Genomic DNA, 19207 nt, shown 5'->3' on the forward strand with positions numbered 1-19207 from the left:
GATCCTACCTCAAGAGGACTACTAGTAGCACCTTCTGTTAACAAGGCTTATTATAAGAAGTCCGGTAATCAGCGAGCCTTCTTGCTACTGGTATTGCTAACAATGCTGCGCAACCTACCGGGATGTAGTAAACAGAAAAGCATACTTTTGCCTTATCAAGCAGCAAAATCCCAGAGTATGTAATAGTTGATTTCTTTCAAAAACTGAGTAGCCACCCTCCCATAGGTGTGGCTGTATTCTCCTGCTTTTTGCGAAAGAACTCATGCTACTACTACAAAACCTTGGGTATAATCACCCGAACAAAGACGTGCTGTTCGATGGCCTGAATCTGTCCATCGGCCGCCACCAGAAGGTTGCCCTTATTGGCAACAACGGCGCTGGCAAATCTACCTTATTGCAGCTACTAGCTGGCGAACTGAAACCAACCACCGGGCTCATACAAACTGAGGCCGCGCCCTATTATGTCCCGCAGCATTTCGGGCAGTTTGATGCCTGGACGGTGGCGCAGGCGCTGCATATCGATGCCAAGTTGGCTGCACTGCATGAAATTCTGGACGGCCAAGCCACGGAAGCCAACCAGGCTACCCTGGACGACGACTGGACACTGGAAGAACGCAGCCACGATGCCCTGCGGCACTGGGGTCTGGCCGACGTGAACCTCACCCAACGCCTCTCTGACCTCAGCGGCGGGCAGAAAACCAAGATATTCCTGGCGGGCCTCACCCTGCATCAGCCCGCGCTGGTGCTGCTCGATGAGCCCAGTAACCACCTCGATACCGCTGGCCGGCAGCTACTGTATCACTACATCCGGACTACCGCCAGCACCCTGCTGGTAGTAAGCCACGACCGGCAGCTGCTGCACCTGCTCGACGCGGTGTGTGAGCTGAGCAAGCGTGGCCTGACGCTGTACGGTGGCAAGTATGAGTTCTACGCTGAGCAAAAACAGGTGGAAAGCAACGCCTTGCAGCAAGACGTACAGAGCCGCACCTCAGCCTTGCGCAAAGCCCGCGAAACAGAGCGGGAGGCGCTGGAACGCAAGCACAAGCTCGATGCCCGGGGCCGGAAGCACCAAGCCAAGGCTGGTCTGCCCACCATTGTGCTCAACATGATGCGCAACAGCGCCGAGAATAGCTCTTCCCGCCTCAAAGGCATTCACGCCGAGAAAGTGGAGGCTCTGGCGAAGGAGCTAAGTGAGCTACGCCAAGAACTGCCCGACCTCGACAAGATGAAGTTCGGCTTCGATGACTCGGGCCTGCACCGGGGCAAAATCCTGTTTGATGCCCACGGCCTCAACTACCGCTATGGCCCACACCCGCTGTGGCCCGAAGACCTGAGCTTCCAGATTGTGAGCGGCGAGCGGCTGGCGTTGAAAGGCCTGAACGGCTCCGGCAAAACCACGCTGCTCCGGCTGTTGCTTGGGGAACTAGAACCCACCCGCGGTACCCTGCTGCGGGCGGCCAGTAAAGTAATGTTCATCGACCAGGAATATTCGTTGCTCCAGCCTCAGCTTTCGGTATACGCGCAGGCCCAGCAGTTCAACACGGCAGGCTTGCAGGAGCACGAGGTAAAGATCCGGCTGACGCGTTTCCTGTTCACATCCGCGTACTGGGACAAGCCCTGCGGCACGCTGAGTGGCGGCGAGAAGATGCGGCTGCTCCTGTGCTGCCTCCACCTCAGCCATCATGCTCCCGACCTTATTATCCTGGATGAGCCCACCAACAACCTCGACCTGCAGAACCTGGAAATCCTGGCCGCCGCCCTCCATGACTACCGTGGCACTATACTCCTGGTTTCTCACGATGAGTTGTTTCTGCAGCAACTTGGCGTGGAGCGGGCAATCCATCTAAGTCCGGCACCAAGCACCTAAACTGCATTTCCTGAGTTTCCTACACCACTCAAAATAAAATAGCGCGTCTTTACTTTGAAATACAAAGTTCTTTTACATTCTTTGCATTACATTACCGCATGTCGATTCTTGCGGGGCTTACACTACCGTCAAGAACAGGTACCGGAGCCTTACTTTTCGCCGGTGTTTCACTGCCACGGTGGTGCCTGTTGTCGCGCCTCAAGTACGCTGCTTACGGAGCATTCATCTCTAAAATCTTCCCTTATCATTCTTCACACAACTTCGGTCATGACACTCACCAAAAGCCTTTCTATTGTTGCGCTGGTTACCGGACTGCTACTGCTCATTCCGTTGGTGGCCATGCAGTTTACCCAGGAAGTAAACTGGACTTTCTCTGATTTCGTCTTTGCTGGCGTGTTGCTTTTCGGAACGGGCACAACGTATGTCCTGATTGCGCGGAAGTGGAACAATACCGCCTACAAACTGGCCGTGGCCGTGGGGGTGGTAGCGGGGCTCATGCTTGTGTGGGCAAATGCGGCCGTAGGGCTTATCGGGAGCGAACATAACCCTGCCAACCTGCTGTATCTCGGCGTCCCGATTGTAGCACTCGTCGGGGCTTTTGTGGCGCGCTTCCAGCCGCTGGGCATGTCCAACGCTATGTTCGCAGCGTCGCTCACGTACGTGGTGGTTACTCTAATCGGGCTGTTTGTGTGGAAGCCTACGGGGGCCGCTGCCGAACCCTCCGTACATCTGCTGACTGTGGTCGTATTTAATGCCGTTTTCGCTGCTATATGGGCCGTTTCGGGTTGGCTGTTTCGCCGTGCCAGCGCTACTGGCTCAGGTGCAAATCGGCAACTAGCCTAGACCCATAGAGTACTACACCGCGCTATTCACAAACCTTACGCAATACTCCAATGACCACAGCACAAGTTGTGACGGCTGGCATCCTGCTGCTACTCCTGGGGCTTCTGTATCTGTTGGTAGCAAGCAGGGGCCGCAGTGGCGCCTACAAATGGGCTGTAGGCGTGGCAGTGGTAGCTTCCCTCTTGCTCGTGTGGGGCAATCTGGCCGTAGGCTTCATCGGCAGCGAAGACAACCCCGTCAACCTGCTCTACGGTGGGGTGCTTCTCGTCGGCTTCATCGGGGCGGTTGTGGTGAAACTCCAGCCGCAGGGCATGGCACGCGCCATGTTTGCTACGGCGCTTGCACAGTTTGCCGTGCCGTTCATTGCGCTGCTCATCAAGCGGCCCGAGCTGAACATGGGTGTACTCTGGGTAATCGTGCTCAACACGGTTTTTGCCGGGCTGTGGGTGGCGGCAGGGTGGCTGTTTCGGCGGGCTAGTATGGCTGACGTGGGTTTGGGCGGGCAGGTGAGGTAGGGAAGTTTGATTGAATATGCAAAAGCAACGCCCCGTAGCCTGAATGGTTACGGGGCGTTTTTGTGTGCTATTCCTAGACATTCGTATGGCAACTTCCCCTGCCTCTCCGCCTGTTGCGCCCGCCGCTAAGAGAAACGGGGCTTCATTGGGTATAACGGCCCTAGAATCGGCCTAATCATTTTAGGTTAGGCAACTTAAGATAAATCTAAAAACATTTTCTCTAAAAATTTATCGTTGATTTTATTTTGGTGCACTTTGTAGTAATTAATCATAAATTTTAAATAGTCATCACGCTTGCAACACACAAACCTTTTTGCAAGGTGTATCATAGCAAGGTCCTTTTCTATAGAAAATACATCAGGAAGTTGCTTCACCTTTCGAATCTTGGAGACAATAACAGTTCGGTTTGATGACAGAGGCAAGATGAGTTCATTGTCAAGACCTTCATTTACTGACTTTGGGTTGAATATGATTGGGAAATCACCTGTAATTGGAAAGCCTCCGTCGTGGTAAGTTATATTCCACTTGTAGCCATTATAGCTGTCGTCTTTTGTTTTTGGCGAATTAAGGCCCATTGCTGCTATTGCGGGACGAAGCATTTTATGTATATCAGGCTCGCTCATAATTCGCGCTTTAATCTCTACCTTTTGTTCCTCTGAACAACCGTGAAGTGTCAAGCCAAAATCTTCAATCGATAAATTAGGTATGATAGTGTTATATAGTTCATCCATAGCTGGATTACGCCACCGCATTGTTTCAACAAAAAATTTAAGCCCTAGAATATTTTCTATAGTGATGATTTTGTCAGTATGCGTTGACTTTTCTATTGCCGCTACTGTAATTGCAGAAATAGATTCTAAGTGAGAATACATGTTTTCCACAATTACACTTTTTTCGCCGCCAAGATTCGTCGTATTTCTATGTTTCTCATAAAATTCATTTTCAGGTCTACTTTTTCGAAAAACATTTAATTGTTTGTCATAGACTGTGAAGTACCCATTCTCATCTGTGAACCCTCTCAAGTAGAACTGAGGGATATAGTGGTGCTTTTTAGATAGGGTTGACATAAATCAATAATTAAGGCGTTGGATGTCTAATGCTTTTTAAGTGATAAAACTAGACAAGTTCGTGAGTATGGAGCAATTATAACCAATGAATTTCTGCTTTTTTGTCCGAATACGGGATATTATACAGAGTATTGCCCGCCAAAACGTCAGCAAAACCATCCTCGCACCCCGTTTGCTAGTCCCCTCGTAGAATCTTCCACTGCGAAGTCTCACCCTACGACGAAAGCAAACCATGAACTTTAATAACTATACCATCAAGGCGCAGGAGGCCGTGCAGAAGGCCACCGAAATTGCCGGCGCCAACCAGCAGCAGGCTATTGAAACCGGCCACCTGCTGAAGGGCCTGTTCCAGAGCGACGAGAACGTGCTGTCGTTTGTGGCCAAGAAGCTGGGGGCCAACCTCAACATCCTCACGCCCCGCCTCGATGCCTTGGTGGCCGCTTACCCCAAGGTGAGCGGCGGCTCGCCCTACCTCGCCAACGAAACTGCCGCCGCTTTGCAGCGCGCTACCGGCTACCTCAAGGAGTTCCAGGACGAGTACGTGTCGGTGGAGCACCTGCTGCTGGGGCTGCTCAGCGGTAAGGATGCCGTGGCGACCCTGATGAAGGACGCCGGCTTCAACGAGAAAGACCTGAAAGCAGCCATTCTGGAGCTGCGCGGGGGCCGCAAGGTCACGTCGCAGTCGGCCGAGGACCAGTACCAGAGCCTCAACCGCTACGCCCGCAACCTCAACGAGCAGGTGCGTACCGGCAAGATGGACCCGGTGATTGGTCGCGACGAGGAAATCCGCCGGGTGCTCCAGATACTGAGCCGGCGCACCAAGAACAACCCGGTGCTGCTGGGCGAGCCGGGCGTGGGCAAAACCGCCATTGTGGAGGGCCTGGCCCAGCGCATCGTGGCCGGCGACGTGCCCGAAAACCTGCGCGACAAGGTGATTATGAGCCTCGACATGGGCCTGCTCATTGCCGGGGCCAAGTACAAGGGCGAGTTTGAGGAGCGCCTTAAGGCTGTCATCAAGGAGGTAACCGACTCGGATGGGCAGATTATCCTGTTCATTGACGAGATGCACACGCTCATCGGGGCCGGCGCGGGCGGCGACGGCGCCATGGACGCGGCCAACCTGCTCAAGCCGGCCCTGGCCCGCGGCGAGCTGCACGCCATCGGGGCCACCACGCTCAAGGAGTACCAGAAGTACATTGAGAAGGACAAGGCTCTGGAGCGCCGTTTCCAGGCCGTGATGGTAGACGAGCCCACCGTGGAGGACGCCATCAGCATCATGCGCGGCATCAAGGAGAAGTACGAGCTGCACCACGGCGTGCGCATCACCGACGACGCCGTTATTGCCGCCGTGGAGCTGAGCTCGCGCTACATCACCGACCGGTTTCTGCCCGACAAGGCCATTGACCTGATGGACGAGGCCGCTGCCAAGCTGCGCATCGAGCTGAACTCCATGCCCGTGGAGCTGGATGAGGTGCAGCGCCGCATTATGCAGCTGGAAATTGAGCGCGAAGCCATCCGCCGCGAGGAAAACCACGACCGGGAAGCCGTACTCAACAAGGACATTGCCGACCTCTCAGCCCGCCGCGACGACCTGAAGGCGCAGTGGGAAAACGAGAAATCGGCCCTCACCAGCATCCAGACCGAGAAGGAGAACATTGAGCGCTACAAGCTGGAAGCCGACCAAGCCGAGCGCCAAGGCGACTACGGCCGCGTGGCCGAGCTGCGCTACGGCAAGATTCAGGAAGCCGAAGCCAAGCTGAAGGAGCTGCAGGCCCAGGCCGAAGCCGACAAAGGCAAGGAAGGCGGCTCGATGCTGCAGGAAGTAGTGACTCAGGAGGACATTGCCGACGTGGTGGCCAAGTGGACCGGCATTCCGGTGAGCAAGATGCTGCAGTCGGACCGCGAGAAGCTGCTGAACCTGGAGGCCGAGTTGGGCAAGCGCGTGGCCGGCCAATCGGAGGCCATTGCGGCTATCAGCGACGCCGTGCGCCGCTCCCGGGCCGGGCTGCAGGACCCCAAGCGGCCAATAGGATCCTTTATTTTCCTGGGCACCACCGGCGTGGGTAAAACCGAGCTGGCCAAGGCCCTGGCCGAGTACCTGTTCAACGATGAAAACGCCATGGTGCGCATCGACATGAGCGAGTTTCAGGAGCGCCACGCCGTGTCGCGCCTGATTGGGGCACCTCCCGGCTACGTGGGCTACGACGAAGGCGGCCAGCTGACTGAGGCCGTGCGCCGCAAGCCCTACTCGGTGGTGCTGCTCGACGAAATCGAAAAGGCCCACCCCGACGTGTTCAACATCCTGCTGCAGGTGCTCGACGACGGCCGCCTCACCGACAATAAGGGTCGGGTGGCGAACTTCAAGAACACCATCATCATCATGACCTCGAACACGGGGGCCGACATCATTCAGCACAATTTCAAGGAGCTGAACGAGTACAACCACGACGAAGTGGTGGACCGCACCCGCGAGGAAGTGATAGAGCGCCTCAAGCAGCACATGCGCCCCGAGTTCCTGAACCGCATCGACGAAATCGTGATGTTCCAGCCGCTCAAGCGCAAGGAAATCCGCAAGATTGTGGACATCCAGTTCCGCCAGATTCAGCAGCGCCTGGAAGAAGCCGGCATCCGCCTGGCCGCCACCGACGAGGTGCTGGACTACCTCGGCGAGCAGGGCTTCGACCCCACCTTCGGGGCGCGGCCGCTCAAGCGCGTCATCCAGCGCCTGGTACTCAATGAGCTGTCGAAGGACATTCTCTCGGGCCGCGTGAGCAAAGACGCTGTGGTGGAAGCCGTGCTGGAAGACGGCGGCATCCGTTTCAACAACGTGGAGATGCCCGCTGTGGGATAAGCGTAGAGTAGATTGAATAGAAAAGCCCCGCCGGCGTTGTGCCGGCGGGGCTTTTTTTGCGTGATTAACTACTATTTCCGGCTGAACCGATAGTTGGAGTTAAAGAATCTGGGGGCCATTTTCTTCTCCAGAACGTGCGGCAGCTTGTGCGTCTGCTCGTAAGCTGTTACGGCGGCTTGCTCACGTTTCCGGCTGAATCTGGTGAGCGTAAAAACGGCTGGTACCCAAGCCGGAGCAGTGCCAATACCAATCATTAGTGCTGCCGCAGTTGCATCAGGGCAGAAGTATCCTCCGCATCCTCGACCATTGTTATCAGCTAGCGTACCAATTCCGGCTACGGCTGTCGATACGGCACTCCCTCCAGCTAGCCAGCCACCGGTACTCCGCTTGCTCATGAAAAGATTATGCAGAGCGCGAACCGTATCAGGGTGCGTGTATAACGGCGGGGGTAATGCTGCAGGCACAATCTGACTAGATACCAATTCTGTCTGCTGAGCCGAACATGGCTTTCCAGCGGACCACAGCACTAGAAGCACTACGCTAAGCCATTTCACATAGCCGGAATATGGTTCATCCTTCTCATGTGCTGTTGCCGGAATAACATTTAGTAGGTGAGAAGGACGAGCCATAATCGAAATGGAGTAAATTGATTGCCACTCGAAATATAGAAGTATCCCTCAGCGAATTATCGTTTCTGTCACCAAGCGCCAAACCTGATAATGTCTGATTTCTTCAGGCTGATTTCGGCCTTCTCATTCTCCTGAGGGAAGCTTATTATTCTTCTGCTTCCTACAAAACTTAACTTGTAAAGTCAGATAGTCTCAACTATTTGCAGCAGCCCGTAACAAGGCGCACTATACCACGGAAACGTCGGTGAACCAATCGACACCTTTGCGCAGCCAGGCCTGGGTAGCGGCTTCTGCCGAACCAAGCTCAGGCGTGAGGTTGTAGTGCCACTCGGCCTGGGGCGGTAAGCTCATCAGGATGCTTTCGGTGCGGCCGCCGGTTTCCAGCCCGAAGCGCGTGCCTCGGTCGATGGCCAGGTTGAACTCGGCATAGCGGCCGCGCCGCACCAGCTGCCACTGTTTCTGCTGCTCGGTGTAGGGCAGGGCGGCATTCTGGCGCATGATGGTGCCGTACGCCCGGCCATAAACTTCGCCTACATCCTGCACGAAGGCGAACAACTCCTCAAACGAGCCGTCTTTGCCCACGGTGAGGCGGTCGAAGAAGATACCGCCGATGCCGCGCGTTTCCTGGCGGTGGGTGAGGTAGAAGTAGTCGTCGGCCCATTGCTTGAAGCGTGGGTAATAGCTTTCATCGTGGCGCTGGCACACCTCCCAGATTTGCTGATGAAACCAGCGGGCTTGCTGCTCGTCCACGTAAATCGGAGTCAGATCCAGGCCGCCGCCAAACCAAGCCTCGCCGTTGCCGGCCTCAAAATAGCGCACGTTCATGTGCGAAATCGGCACCATGGGGCTGCGCGGGTGCTGCACCACCGACACACCGGTGGCGAAGTAGCGCGGGTCGGGCATGAGCAGTTGCCGGGCCGCTGGCTCGCTCATCTCACCCCATACTGCCGAGAAGGCCACTCCGCCTTTCTCCAGCACATTGCCGTGCTGAAACACGCGGGTACGGCCTCCTCCCCCACCGGCATGCTGCCACAAGTCCTCGCTGAATTTCGCGCCGCTGCCGTCGGCCGTTTCCAGCCGGTGGCAGAGCCAGTCCTGAAACTGGCGCATCCAGTTTTCTACTAAAGTGCGCGGAGAAAGAAGGGTTTCGGGAGCAGAGCTATACATGGAAATCAGTAGCGAAGAGTAAGGAAAAACGCGTCAGCAGTTACTGTTACAGGCAGTGTTAAGCCCAATGCACGGCGTGGTAGTTGGGTAGCACCACCTTGCGCTGCTCCTGCTCCAGCCGTTCGGCGCATCGGTCGCAGCAGGCGGCGCTGGGTGGGCGCTCCGCCGTGCGCAGTACCAGCACCGGAATCTGGGTGTGGTAGGCGCGGGTAGTGGTGTAGCACGAGTCGAAATACTGGAGCAGCTGGGCACTGCTGGTAGGCGCTATCACGAGCAGCTGGGCCTGCGTACGGGCACAAAACTCACTCACGGCTTCCAGCGGTGCATCGTCTTCGAGCAGGTGGGGCGTAATAGTGGTCCAGGTGAGCTGAGTGCTGGCGCGACTCAGGGCCTGTTTCAGCTGGCGGCGCTGCCCCCGCGCCGCAGGCGGATAGAACTGCACTAGGTCTACATCGCCAGGGAAGGCACTTTCCAGGGCCGAAAGCCGGGGCAGCACGTTTAGATGCAGAGACGCAAAATCGGCGGAGAAAACCAAGCGGCTGGGCAGAGCCCGGCGGCCGGGCGGCACCACCAGTACCGGGCAGCTTACCAGCTCCGTAATGGCGGCGGCGTGGTTGCCAGGCGCTTCTTGGCGGCCGCAGTCAATGTGCTCAAGGCCCATCACCAGCAGGTCGGCGGCGCAGGCGCTGGCTTCGGCCCGTACATGGTCGTGGAGGCAGCCGCTGAGCACCCGGTAGCGGTACTTGATGCGGCGCCCGTCCTGGCGGGTGAGCTGCTGGTAGCGCAGGCGCTCCACTAGGCTTCGCAGACGCTGTTCCTCGGCGGCCAGGTCGGCGGCGGATTGGCCGATATCCGTAGCGGGAATGCAGCACAGCAGCACGACTTCCGCCGGCCAGCGCACGGCCAGCTTGTTGACATAGGCGAGGGTGTGTTCGGCCGCAGCCGTGTGGTCAAGAGGGACGAGAATGGTTTTCATGCCGTGTGATGGAGAGAGTGCAAATCCTGAATTCGGGAAGGTGCCGAGAAGCTAGTGGCAGTAGTGCACGGTGTGCGGCCGGGCAGTGGCGGCGGGCACGGCAGCGGCCGGAAGCTGAGGGCTCAGATAGGGAATGCCCAGCCCCAGTCCGCGCACAATAAAGAGCAGCGCCAGCACCGAAGCCGCGTAGGGCACGGCCTGCCGCATGCGGGTGCGCCACACCAGCGGCACCAGCTGCCCGCTCAACGAAAGGCCCAGCATCAGGGGCAGCGTACCCAGCCCGAAGCAGACCATGTAGGCGGCCGCGCCCATTACGCCTGGGGCGCTAAGCGCGCCGGCCAGGGCCAGATACACCAGCCCGCAGGGCAGCAGCCCGTTCAGCAGGCCGGTAGTATAAAGTGCCGACAGCGACGGCCGCTGAAACAGGCGGGCCAGTGTGTTTTTCACCCAGGCCAGTGGCCGGCTGAAACCCAGCGCATCGGCCAGCCGGGCGGTGTAGCACTCCGGCACGGCCACCAGCAGCAGAATCAGCACCCCGGAGGCTACTGACAGACTTTGCTGCACGCCGGCCAGCCGCAGCCCCTGCCCTAGCAGGCCGGCGCCGGCGCCCAGTGTAGCATAGGTGGTGGTGCGGCCCAGGTTGTAGAGTAGCCGCCCGCCCACGTAGCGCCACGAAGTGCCGGTGCCACTGGCGCCAGGCAGCGCCAACGCAATGGCCCCGCACATGCCCACGCAGTGAAAGCTACCCAGTAACCCGAACAGAAAGCCGGCCCAAAGCATCAGCAGAAAAATAAAGCGAAGTGCTGTAAGAGCCAGCAAGTACGGCCGCGGGCCAAAGGCATTCCATGACGAAAATCAGCCTAGAAGCTGATTTTCTTCTCCACGAAATACGCCTGCTGGTCGGCCGTGAAATCCAGGCGCACCCGCCAGTGGCCGGGCTGCATTTTGCTGGTGTTGATATGCTGCTGCAGGTCGGCATTGGGCTGCAAAGGCAGGCTGAAATCCAGCTTCTGATTGGAGGGCCGGAAAAACCGGATGTTGCCCAGCACGGCTTTCCCGGCCAGGGCCGCCGGCAGTTGCACGGTCAGGCGCTGGGCGGCGGCTTCGTAGCGCAGGTCGACGGGGGCGGGCAGGGCGGCTGTGCGCGCCTCGGTTTCCATGCGCTGCTGGTAGGCCAGCTCCTGCTGGTAATAGTCGGTGCTGACCAGGTCTACGCTGCTACGCATAGCCTGCTGCACCATGTAGCCGATGTAGGCCGCAAACAGCACGAACGTGGCAATGATGGCGTAGGGCCAGATGCTGCGCTTGGCAGTAGAATCAGAAGTAGTCATGGGGATAAGTGCTTTTCCAGGCCCAGGCTTACTGCACCGGGCCGAGGAATTTGGTGCTGGTTTCGGTGATGAGCTGCTTGCCGCTGAACACCCCAATGCGGATTTCCTGGTTGGTGCGGTGCAGGACGGTGCGGGGCAGCTCGGCAAAGAACACGCCTTCCACTATGCCCTGCGCCGGCAGCTTCAGGCCGTTGGCACCTACCAGCGAAATCCGGCCCTGCGCCGGCTCCAGCACCCGCAGCGTTACGGGGTACGGGTGGTTGGTTTTGTTGATGACCGAGATGTTGTAGAGGTTGGTGATGGTGCCCCGGTCGGTTTTCTGGAACAGCTGGCCCGGCGTGCGTAGCACGGTAGCCGCGACATTATCCCGCGACAGCAGCAGGCCCGTCAGCGCCACCAGTAGCACCACCAGTACCCCGGACAGTGCCTTCATGCGGCCCGTAATCCGGAATTTGCGGCCTTGCGCAATGTCGTTTTCCGAGGCGTGCCGGATCAGGTTCGGCGGCAGGTCAATCATAGCCATGATGCTGTTGCAGGCATCAATGCAGGCCGTGCAGTTGGTGCATTCCAGCTGCTGGGCGCCGTTGCGGATATCGATGCCGGTGGGGCACACCTGCACGCACTGGTGGCAGTCAATACAGTCGCCGGCAGTGCGTGCCTGGTTTTTGCGCAGCTTCTCGCGCGGCTCACCCCGCTGGTAGTCGTAGGCCACCACCAAGCTGTCTTTGTCGAGCAATACGCCCTGCAAGCGGCCGTAGGGGCAGGCAATAGTACAGACCTGCTCCCGGAACCGCGCAAAAACAGCGTAGAACACGCCCGTAAAAATCACCATCGATGTCAGCCCGCCGAGGTGCGCCGTGAGCGGGTCGGTGATGATGCTAACCAGCGCATCGGAGCCGATGATGTAGGCCAGAAATGTGTTGGCAATCAGGAAGGAAATGAGCAGAAACAGCGCGTGCTTGGTGGTTTTGCGCCAGAGCTTGTCCCAGTCCAGCTCGCGCCGGTCCAGGGCTTTTTGCTGGGGTGCGTCGCCTTCCAGCCAGTACTCGATGCGCCGAAACACCATTTCCAGAAAAATGGTCTGCGGGCACACCCAGCCGCAGAAAGCCCGCCCATACACCACCGTAAACAGGATGATGAACACCAGAAACGTGAGCGAGGCCAGCAGCAGCACGAAGAAATCCTGGGGCCAGAAAATCTGACCCAGCACGATGAACTTGCGTGCCGGCAGGTTCAGCATCAGCAGCGGCAGCCCGTTCAGGCGCAGCCAGGGCCCGGCAAACAACAGCGCCAGCAACCCGTAGCTGATCCACGTGCGGGCGCGGTAGAGCCGTCCCGTGGGCTTCTTAGGATAGAGCCACACCCGTTTGCCGGCCGCGTCTACCGTAGCAATAGTGTCGCGGTAGGAGTCGTCGGGTTTGAACTCAGTGGTAGACATGGCAAGTGGTAGGCGGGCGTGTTGATTTGTTTTACAGATCGTCCGGCCGAGCGAAGCCGAAGCATGCGCTCAGCCGGACGGTCGTTTGCTGGCAGTATTAGAGTTTGACTACCGGTTTGCCAGCAGTTTCTTTCTCGCCCTGCGGCTCTTTGGCGCCAGCGGGTTTCGTGCCCTGCAGGCTCAGGATATAGGAGCTGACCTGCAAAATCTGCTTGCCGGACAGCTTGCCCTTCCAGGCGACCATGCCTTTGCTGGTGACGCCAAACTTCACGGTTTTGTAGACGTGGTTCACTTCGCCGCCGTGCAGCCAGTATTCGTCGGTCAGGTTGGGGCCTACTTTGCCTTCGGCGTTCTGGCCGTGGCAGGCGGCGCAGTTGCTGGCAAACAACGACTTGCCTTCACTCAGATCAGCGGGCGTAGCCAAGGGCTGATAGGTAGTCAGCTTGTTGGGGTCGTCGGCGTCGGGCGAAACCAGCAGGGCCGCTTGGCGCATTTCGGTTTCGTATTCGGCGCCCTGCAGCTGCCCGGCCTGGGCCACATGGTAGTAGCCCACGTAAGTCACGGCGAAAATGATGGTGGCGTAGAAGCTGTACTTCCACCACGGCGGCAGGTCGTTGTCAAACTCATGGATACCGTCGTAGTCGTGGTCGAGCAGCTCGTCGCGCACCTCGCCCTTCACCAGCGTCGCGTCGCCGACGAGCAGGCCCAGCACCCGGCCGCTCCAGGAGTGGCGCACGGTGGGCAGCTCGTATACTTTGCGCAACTGTGGCCGCATCTGCACCGCAATACCCACGAACGAAAGCAGCAGCACCAGCAGCAGGAAAATCAGCAGGCTGATGAGCACCCAGAACATGATTTGCTGGCTGCTCATGCCGGCAGCTTTGGCCGGCGCGGCGGCTTCTGGCGTCTGAGCCACCGCCTGCAGGCTGGTCAGCAGCAGAGCGGCTATATTCAGTGCAGCAGGAAAGCGGAATTTCATTGAAGTTAGCATGTAGGTACCCCCCTTTCTGGTGCGGCTGTATCGGTTGAGGTTTCGGCCGAATACTGCCGGCGGTGCTTGAGCTGCGAGGACACCATGGCGCCCGTGAGCACCACGGCCACAGCTACCAACCCCAGCAGGCCAACCACAAGTCCGAACAGAAAATCGGGGCCATCCGGGGCCGGGGCGGCGGGCGTTTGGGCGGCGGCCAAGTAGCCCATCAGCAGGCCCAGGCCGGTCAGGAAAAAGGTACGTTTGGTTAGCATAGCGCGTCGGGTTCGGCGTGGGCCTGTAGCGTGTCGTTGTCGTGCAGCGGCAGCTGGCTCATGGTGCTGATGTGCTGGCGGTTGGCCACCACCACGTACAGCAGCAACCCCAGGAAGAAGATGAAGAAGATGAAGAAGGAGATGAGCGGATATAGCTCAATGCCGGCAATGGATTGCAAGACGTTCTTGTACATGGCAGCGGGTAGTTAAGAGGCCTGATAGACTACTGAGCAGCGGCAGCGGCCTGCTCGGGCTTCACTTTGATGTCGGTGCCCAGGCGCTGCAGATAGGCAATCAGGGCTACTATTTCCTTCTCCGACTTCACTTCGATGTCTTCCTTCTTCAGGTCGCTCACGATGCTGGCTGCCTGGCGGCGGGCATCAGCCACGGCCTGTTGCTCGTAGCCGGCCGGATACGGTGTGCCCAGCTGGCGCAGCACCGAAATCTTGGAAGGCAGCGTGCTGTAGTCGATGTCCTGGTCGAAGAGCCATGGGTAGGCAGGCATGATGGAGCCCGGCGACATGCTGGAAGGGTCGAGCATGTGGTTGTAGTGCCAGGAATGCGGGTACTTGGCGCCTACACGGTGCAAATCGGGTCCGGTGCGCTTGCTGCCCCACAGGAAGGGCCGGTCGTACACAAACTCGCCGGCCTTCGAGTACTCGCCGTACCGCTCGGTTTCGGAGCGGAACGGGCGCACCATCTGGGTGTGGCAGTTCGAGCAGCCTTCCTTGATGTACAGGTCGCGGCCTTGTAGCTCCAGCGAAGTATATGGCTTCACGGAGGCAATGGTGGGCACGTTGGACTTCACGAGGAAGGTCGGAATCATCTCAATAGCGCCCCCGATGAGAATGGCAATGGTAGCGCCCACGGCCAGCTGAAACGGACGACGCTCAATCCAGCGGTGCCAGTGCCCACCCTCGGCGTGCGGGTCTTCGGCGGCGGGCAGCAGCGCCGGAGCCTGGGCTTTTTCGTTCGCCAGCAACGAGCCGGCTTTGGCCGTCTTGTACAGGTTGAACATCATCAGGAACACGCCGCTCAGGTAGAGCACCCCGCCAATACCGCGCAGGTAATACATGGGCACAATCTGCAGCACGGTTTCCAGGAAGTTGGGGTACTGCAGCATGCCCTCAGCATTGAACTGCTTCCACATTAGGCCCTGCGTGAAACCGGCCCAGTACATCGGAATGGCGTAGAACAGGATACCCAGCGTACCCAGCCAGAAGTGCGTAGTGGCCAGCTTTTTGGAGTGCAGCGGCGTGCGGTAGAGGCGCGGCCACAGCCAGTACAGCATCCCGAAGGTGAGGAAGCCATTCCAACCCAAAGCCCCCACGTGCACGTGCGCCACAATCCAGTCGGTGAAGTGGGCAATGGCATTCACGTTCTTAAGGCTGAGCATCGGACCCTCGAAAGTGGCCATGCCGTAAGCCGTTACGGCCACCACAAAGAACTTGAGTACTGGCTCCTCGCGCACCTTATCCCAGGCGCCGCGCAGTGTCAGCAGGCCGTTGATCATGCCACCCCAGCTAGGTGCAATCAGCATGATGGAGAAGGCCACGCCCAAGCTCTGCGCCCAGTCGGGCAAAGACGTGTAGAGCAAGTGGTGCGGGCCAGCCCAGATGTAGATGAAAATCAGGGACCAAAAGTGGATGATGCTGAGCCGGTAGGAGTACACGGGCCGCTCCGCTGCCTTGGGCAGGAAGTAGTACATCAGGCCCAGGTAGGGCGTGGTCAGAAAGAAGGCTACCGCGTTGTGGCCGTACCACCACTGCACCAGCGCATCCTGCACGCCAGCATAGGCCGAGTAGCTCTTGAACAGCGAAACCGGCAGGGCCGCCGAATTTACGATGTGCAGCACCGCCACCGTCAGGAATGTAGCAATGTAGAACCAGATGCCCACGTACAGGTGCCGCTCGCGGCGCCGGGCAATGGTGCCGAACATGTTCCAGCCAAATACCACCCACACCAGCGTAATGGCAATGTCAATGGGCCACTCCAGCTCGGCGTATTCCTTGCTGGTGGTCAGGCCCATGGGCAGCGTAATTACGGCCGACACGATGATGAGCTGCCAGCCCCAGAAATGGAGTTTGCTGAGCACATCCGAAAACATCCGGGTTTTGCACAGGCGCTGCAGCGAGTAATAGACGCCCGTAAAAATGCCGTTGCCGACAAAGGCGAAAATCACGGCGTTGGTGTGCAGGGGCCGGATGCGGCCAAAGGTGGTGAACTGGGTACCGAGGTTCGCCTCGGGACGGGCAAGCTGAAACGCCGCCAGCACACCCACCAGCATCCCAATAATGCCCCACACCACGGTTGCAATACCGAAGTCGCGGACAATCTTGTTATCGTAGAAAAACGTGTCAACGGCCCGCGAGAGAGGACGCGGCACCAGCGGCGGCTTGGGGGCTGCCTGTGGCAGGAGAGGTTCGACTTGCATAGCCGGAAAAGTGAGTGATTTACTTCTCCAAAGGTCTTGGCAGGCCCATTCTGAAAAGATGACGAACGTCAGCCCCGGGCTTGATTGATGTCAGGCGGCTCGGCACCCGCAATAGCACTATTCCGGATTTTCGTCGTCGAAGAGCATGCGCACAGAGGGTGTGTAGTCGTCTTCGTACTGCCCGGAGCGCACAGCCCACAGGAAGGCCCCCAGAAACAGCAGCGCTACCAGCAAGCTGATACCGATGAGCAGGAAAATAATGGTCATGATGGAGTGGTATTAGAGGTGGCGCCGGTGGGCGGCGTAACGCACCAGCAGCGTGGCAAATACCATCACGCTCAAAGAGCTGATGGGCATAAGAATGGCCGATACGATGGGCGTGAACCGGCCCTGCACGGCCAGCCCCAGCCCGATACCGTTGTAGCAAAACGACAGCACAAACGTGGCCAGCACCACCTGCAAACAGTCTTGGGAAAAGCGCAGAATGGTGGCTAGCTGCCCGAAGCTGCGGGCTTCCAAAATGGCGTCGCAGGCGGGCGAGAAGTTGGTGAGCGTGTCGGTGAGGGCAATGCCGGCATCGGCCTGCTGCAGGGCGCCGGCATCGTTCAGCCCGTCGCCGACCATGATGACGGTGCGGCCCTGCTGCCGGAGGGCGGCAATGTAGTCGAGCTTGTCTTGAGGGCTTTGGCGGAAGCGCAGCTCGGCCTGCTGCCCGAACAGGTTGCGCAGTCGAGGCTTTTCGACGTCGTTGTCGCCGCTGAGCACGGCCAACCGGTAGCGCCGGCCTAAGGTGGCCAGCACCGTTTCCAGCCCCTCGCGGTACACGTTGTGAAACATAAAGCAGCCATACACTTCCCCATCCAGGCTGACGTAGACGCTGGACTGCAGCGTATCGGCGGTAGTCTCGGCGGGCGCTGGGGCCGGAGCATCCAGCTCCACCAACGCTGCCGAACCTACCTGCACTGCCACGCCGCCCACCACGCCGCGCAAGCCCTGGCCCGGCACCTCAGCGAAGCTCGCAACTGGCTCTGAAGCAGCGGGCAGTTCCTGGGCCAGACGCTGGCTGAGCGGATGCGTGGAGTGGCGCACCAGGGCAGCTACGGCCCGCTGCTGCGCCTCTGTAAGCGGCAGGCCCACATATTCCACGGCCGAGCGGCCCACGTCGGTCAGGGTGCCGGTTTTGTCAAAGACGATGGTATCGGCGCGGCCCAGGGTTTCGACTACCGCAGAGTTTTTCAGGTAGAACTGGTGGCGGCCCAGTGTGCGCAGTGCCGCCCCCAGCGCAAACGGCGTGGCCAACGACAGCGCGCACGGACAAGCAATAACCAGCACCGACGTAAACGCCCGCAGTGCCATAGCCGAGTTGCTTTGCGCGTACCAGTAGGCCACCGCCCCTAGTGCCAGCAGCAGCGTAATGGCCACGAAATAGCGGCCCACTTTGTTGGCGTAGGTTTCGAGGGTGGCCTTGTCGTTCTTCTGGAAAGCGGGATTGTTCCAGAGCTGGGTGAGGTAGCCCTGCGACACTTCGCGCACCACTTCCAGTTCCACGGCCTCGCCCACCTGCCGGCCGCCTGCATATACTACTTCGCCGGCCTGCCGCGCCACTGGCACACTCTCGCCCGACACGAAGCTGTAGTCGATCTGGCCCGCGCCACGCCGCAGCACGGCATCGGCCGGAATGATTTCCTGGTGGCGCACCCGAATCCGCTGGCCCGCCCGCAGCTCCTTCACCGGCACCGACTGCTCCTGCCCGCCGGGGCCAAGCAGCGTGACGGCCACCGGGAAATAGGATGTGAAGTTGCGGTCGAAGCGCAGGGCGTCGTAGGTGCGCTGCTGCACCCATTTGCCAATCAGCATGAAAAACACGAGCCCCGTAAACGAGTCGAAGTAGCCCGGCCCGGTCTGCGTCACGACTTCAAACACGCTGGTCGTGAACAGGGCCGTGAGGCCGAGGCTGATGGGAAAGTCGAGGTTGATGTAGCGCTGCTGAAGGCCCTGCCACGCCGAGCGGTAGAAGTCGCGCGCACTCACCAGCAGCACCGGCACGGCCAGCAGCAAACTCAGCCACCCGAAAAACCGCCCCAGTGCCGCCTGCAAGGTTTCCGTGAACGAAAAGTACTCGGGCAGCGCCAGCAGCATCACGTTGCCGAAAGCAAAGGCCGCCAGGCCCAGCTGGTAGTACAGCCGGCGGTTGGCATAGTGGGGCTGCGCGCCCAGTTCGGCCAGCGTAATCTGGGGCTCGTAGTTGATGGCGGCCAGCAGTGTCACGACTTCCTGCAGCGAGGTGGCCCTTGGGTCGTAGCTCACGGTCAGCTCCTTGCGCAGAAAATTGACGCGCGACGCGGAAATGCCGGGGTTGAGCTTGAACAGGTTTTCGAGCAGCCAGATGCAGGAGGCGCAGTGCATCTGCGGGATGGTGAGCGTGAGGCGGGCCAGCGACTCGGAGCGGAACGCCAGCAGCTGGCTCTGCACCGATTCCAGGGCGAGGTAGTCGAAGCGGCCGGGCAGCTCCACGGGCTTCACTTTCTGGCCGGCGTGCTCATCGAGGCGGTAGTAGGTGCACAGGTTACTGGCGGCCAGCAGCTCATACACGGCCTTGCAGCCCTGGCAGCAGAAGTGCAGCTCGGGCTGCTCCGGCAGCCGGATAGGCTCGTCGGGGCAGTCGTCGCCGCAGTGGGTGCAGGCTAGGTGAGTGAGGGTTTCGGTGGAGGCAGGCGCGGTAGGCACAGGCAATGGGGCTGATGGCAGCCCCAAAGCTCCCCCACGCGCCGCGCCCGTCACCTGACGAATATCAGCCCCGCTCCTGATTCATCTCAGACGAGACAGCCGGGCAAACCCGTTCTG

16 protein-coding genes are annotated in these 19207 nt (G+C 59.2%); 4 read left to right on the forward strand and 12 right to left on the reverse strand.

Going from position 1 to position 19207, the window contains the following annotated elements:
• The first annotated feature begins 262 nt into the window (after positions 1-262).
• The 3 genes from H4317_RS16220 (at position 263) to H4317_RS16230 (ending at position 3225) form a co-directional block, all read left to right on the forward strand.
• Positions 263-1867, forward strand: coding sequence for an ABC-F family ATP-binding cassette domain-containing protein (locus H4317_RS16220; RefSeq protein ID WP_185887611.1), 1605 nt, complete (start codon positions 263-265; stop codon positions 1865-1867).
• Between the two features lie 267 nt (positions 1868-2134).
• Positions 2135-2710, forward strand: a complete 576-nt coding sequence (locus tag H4317_RS16225; RefSeq protein ID WP_221899170.1) for a hypothetical protein — start codon at positions 2135-2137, stop codon at positions 2708-2710.
• Between the two features lie 50 nt (positions 2711-2760).
• The gene (locus H4317_RS16230) at positions 2761-3225 is read left to right on the forward strand and encodes a hypothetical protein (protein ID WP_185887612.1); all 465 of its coding nucleotides are present in this window, start codon (positions 2761-2763) and stop codon (positions 3223-3225) included.
• A 194-nt stretch (positions 3226-3419) separates the two neighbouring features.
• On the opposite strand, the gene H4317_RS16235 is transcribed toward H4317_RS16230, so the two are convergent.
• The gene (locus H4317_RS16235) at positions 3420-4292 is read right to left on the reverse strand and encodes a DUF4238 domain-containing protein (RefSeq protein WP_185887613.1); all 873 of its coding nucleotides are present in this window, start codon (positions 4290-4292) and stop codon (positions 3420-3422) included.
• Between the two features lie 232 nt (positions 4293-4524).
• On the opposite strand from H4317_RS16235, the gene clpB reads away from it, so the two are divergent.
• The gene (gene clpB, locus H4317_RS16240) at positions 4525-7143 is read left to right on the forward strand and encodes an ATP-dependent chaperone ClpB (protein WP_185887614.1); all 2619 of its coding nucleotides are present in this window, start codon (positions 4525-4527) and stop codon (positions 7141-7143) included.
• An 854-nt stretch (positions 7144-7997) separates the two neighbouring features.
• On the opposite strand, the gene hemF is transcribed toward clpB, so the two are convergent.
• From hemF to H4317_RS16295, 11 genes are all read right to left on the reverse strand, one after another.
• Positions 7998-8939, reverse strand: a complete 942-nt coding sequence (hemF, locus tag H4317_RS16245; protein ID WP_185887615.1) for an oxygen-dependent coproporphyrinogen oxidase — start codon at positions 8937-8939, stop codon at positions 7998-8000.
• 58 nt (positions 8940-8997) lie between these two features.
• On the reverse strand, positions 8998-9915 hold the full coding sequence (locus H4317_RS16250) for a universal stress protein (RefSeq protein WP_185887616.1): 918 nt from the start codon (positions 9913-9915) through the stop codon (positions 8998-9000).
• A gap of 51 nt (positions 9916-9966) precedes the next feature.
• A complete protein-coding gene (locus H4317_RS16255) occupies positions 9967-10695 on the reverse strand; it encodes a sulfite exporter TauE/SafE family protein (protein WP_185887617.1) in 729 nt (242 codons plus the stop codon).
• A gap of 80 nt (positions 10696-10775) precedes the next feature.
• Entirely contained in the window at positions 10776-11246 is a 471-nt protein-coding gene (locus H4317_RS16260; RefSeq protein WP_185887618.1) for a FixH family protein, read from the reverse strand.
• A gap of 28 nt (positions 11247-11274) precedes the next feature.
• A complete protein-coding gene (gene ccoG, locus H4317_RS16265) occupies positions 11275-12684 on the reverse strand; it encodes a cytochrome c oxidase accessory protein CcoG (protein WP_185887619.1) in 1410 nt (469 codons plus the stop codon).
• Between the two features lie 97 nt (positions 12685-12781).
• A complete protein-coding gene (locus H4317_RS16270; protein WP_185887620.1) occupies positions 12782-13663 on the reverse strand; it encodes a cbb3-type cytochrome c oxidase N-terminal domain-containing protein in 882 nt (293 codons plus the stop codon).
• Between the two features lie 5 nt (positions 13664-13668).
• Complete coding sequence (locus tag H4317_RS16275) at positions 13669-13929, reverse strand: hypothetical protein (RefSeq protein ID WP_185887621.1); 261 nt, start codon at positions 13927-13929, stop codon at positions 13669-13671.
• Complete coding sequence (locus H4317_RS16280) at positions 13923-14123, reverse strand: hypothetical protein (RefSeq protein WP_185887622.1); 201 nt, start codon at positions 14121-14123, stop codon at positions 13923-13925. Before H4317_RS16280 ends, H4317_RS16275 begins: the two co-directional genes overlap by 7 nt.
• A gap of 29 nt (positions 14124-14152) precedes the next feature.
• A complete protein-coding gene (ccoN, locus tag H4317_RS16285; RefSeq protein WP_185887623.1) occupies positions 14153-16363 on the reverse strand; it encodes a cytochrome-c oxidase, cbb3-type subunit I in 2211 nt (736 codons plus the stop codon).
• Positions 16364-16480: 117 nt separating this feature from the next.
• On the reverse strand, positions 16481-16630 hold the full coding sequence (gene ccoS / locus H4317_RS16290) for a cbb3-type cytochrome oxidase assembly protein CcoS (RefSeq protein WP_073284721.1): 150 nt from the start codon (positions 16628-16630) through the stop codon (positions 16481-16483).
• 12 nt (positions 16631-16642) lie between these two features.
• Positions 16643-19090 (reverse strand): heavy metal translocating P-type ATPase, encoded by a 2448-nt coding sequence (locus H4317_RS16295; protein ID WP_185887624.1) that lies wholly within the window; start codon positions 19088-19090, stop codon positions 16643-16645.
• Positions 19091-19207: the final 117 nt, after the last annotated feature.

It is taken from the genome of Hymenobacter sediminicola (assembly GCF_014250515.1).
Classification (GTDB): Bacteria; Bacteroidota; Bacteroidia; order Cytophagales; family Hymenobacteraceae; genus Hymenobacter; species Hymenobacter sediminicola.

What these genes read in the sequence shown, in the direction of transcription:
- H4317_RS16225 (WP_221899170.1), top strand. Translation starts at nt 2,135, where the DNA reads ATGACACTCACCAAAAGCCTTTCTATTGTTGCGCTGGTTACCGGACTG.
- H4317_RS16280 (WP_185887622.1), bottom strand. Translation starts at nt 14,123, where the DNA reads ATGTACAAGAACGTCTTGCAATCCATTGCCGGCATTGAGCTATATCCG.
- H4317_RS16230 (WP_185887612.1), top strand. Translation starts at nt 2,761, where the DNA reads ATGACCACAGCACAAGTTGTGACGGCTGGCATCCTGCTGCTACTCCTG.
- H4317_RS16250 (WP_185887616.1), bottom strand. Translation starts at nt 9,915, where the DNA reads ATGAAAACCATTCTCGTCCCTCTTGACCACACGGCTGCGGCCGAACAC.
- H4317_RS16260 (WP_185887618.1), bottom strand. Translation starts at nt 11,246, where the DNA reads ATGACTACTTCTGATTCTACTGCCAAGCGCAGCATCTGGCCCTACGCC.
- clpB (WP_185887614.1), top strand. Translation starts at nt 4,525, where the DNA reads ATGAACTTTAATAACTATACCATCAAGGCGCAGGAGGCCGTGCAGAAG.
- H4317_RS16255 (WP_185887617.1), bottom strand. Translation starts at nt 10,695, where the DNA reads ATGCTTTGGGCCGGCTTTCTGTTCGGGTTACTGGGTAGCTTTCACTGC.
- ccoG (WP_185887619.1), bottom strand. Translation starts at nt 12,684, where the DNA reads ATGTCTACCACTGAGTTCAAACCCGACGACTCCTACCGCGACACTATT.
- hemF (WP_185887615.1), bottom strand. Translation starts at nt 8,939, where the DNA reads ATGTATAGCTCTGCTCCCGAAACCCTTCTTTCTCCGCGCACTTTAGTA.
- H4317_RS16220 (WP_185887611.1), top strand. Translation starts at nt 263, where the DNA reads ATGCTACTACTACAAAACCTTGGGTATAATCACCCGAACAAAGACGTG.
- ccoS (WP_073284721.1), bottom strand. Translation starts at nt 16,630, where the DNA reads ATGACCATTATTTTCCTGCTCATCGGTATCAGCTTGCTGGTAGCGCTG.
- H4317_RS16235 (WP_185887613.1), bottom strand. Translation starts at nt 4,292, where the DNA reads ATGTCAACCCTATCTAAAAAGCACCACTATATCCCTCAGTTCTACTTG.
- H4317_RS16275 (WP_185887621.1), bottom strand. Translation starts at nt 13,929, where the DNA reads ATGCTAACCAAACGTACCTTTTTCCTGACCGGCCTGGGCCTGCTGATG.
- H4317_RS16270 (WP_185887620.1), bottom strand. Translation starts at nt 13,663, where the DNA reads ATGAAATTCCGCTTTCCTGCTGCACTGAATATAGCCGCTCTGCTGCTG.
- ccoN (WP_185887623.1), bottom strand. Translation starts at nt 16,363, where the DNA reads ATGCAAGTCGAACCTCTCCTGCCACAGGCAGCCCCCAAGCCGCCGCTG.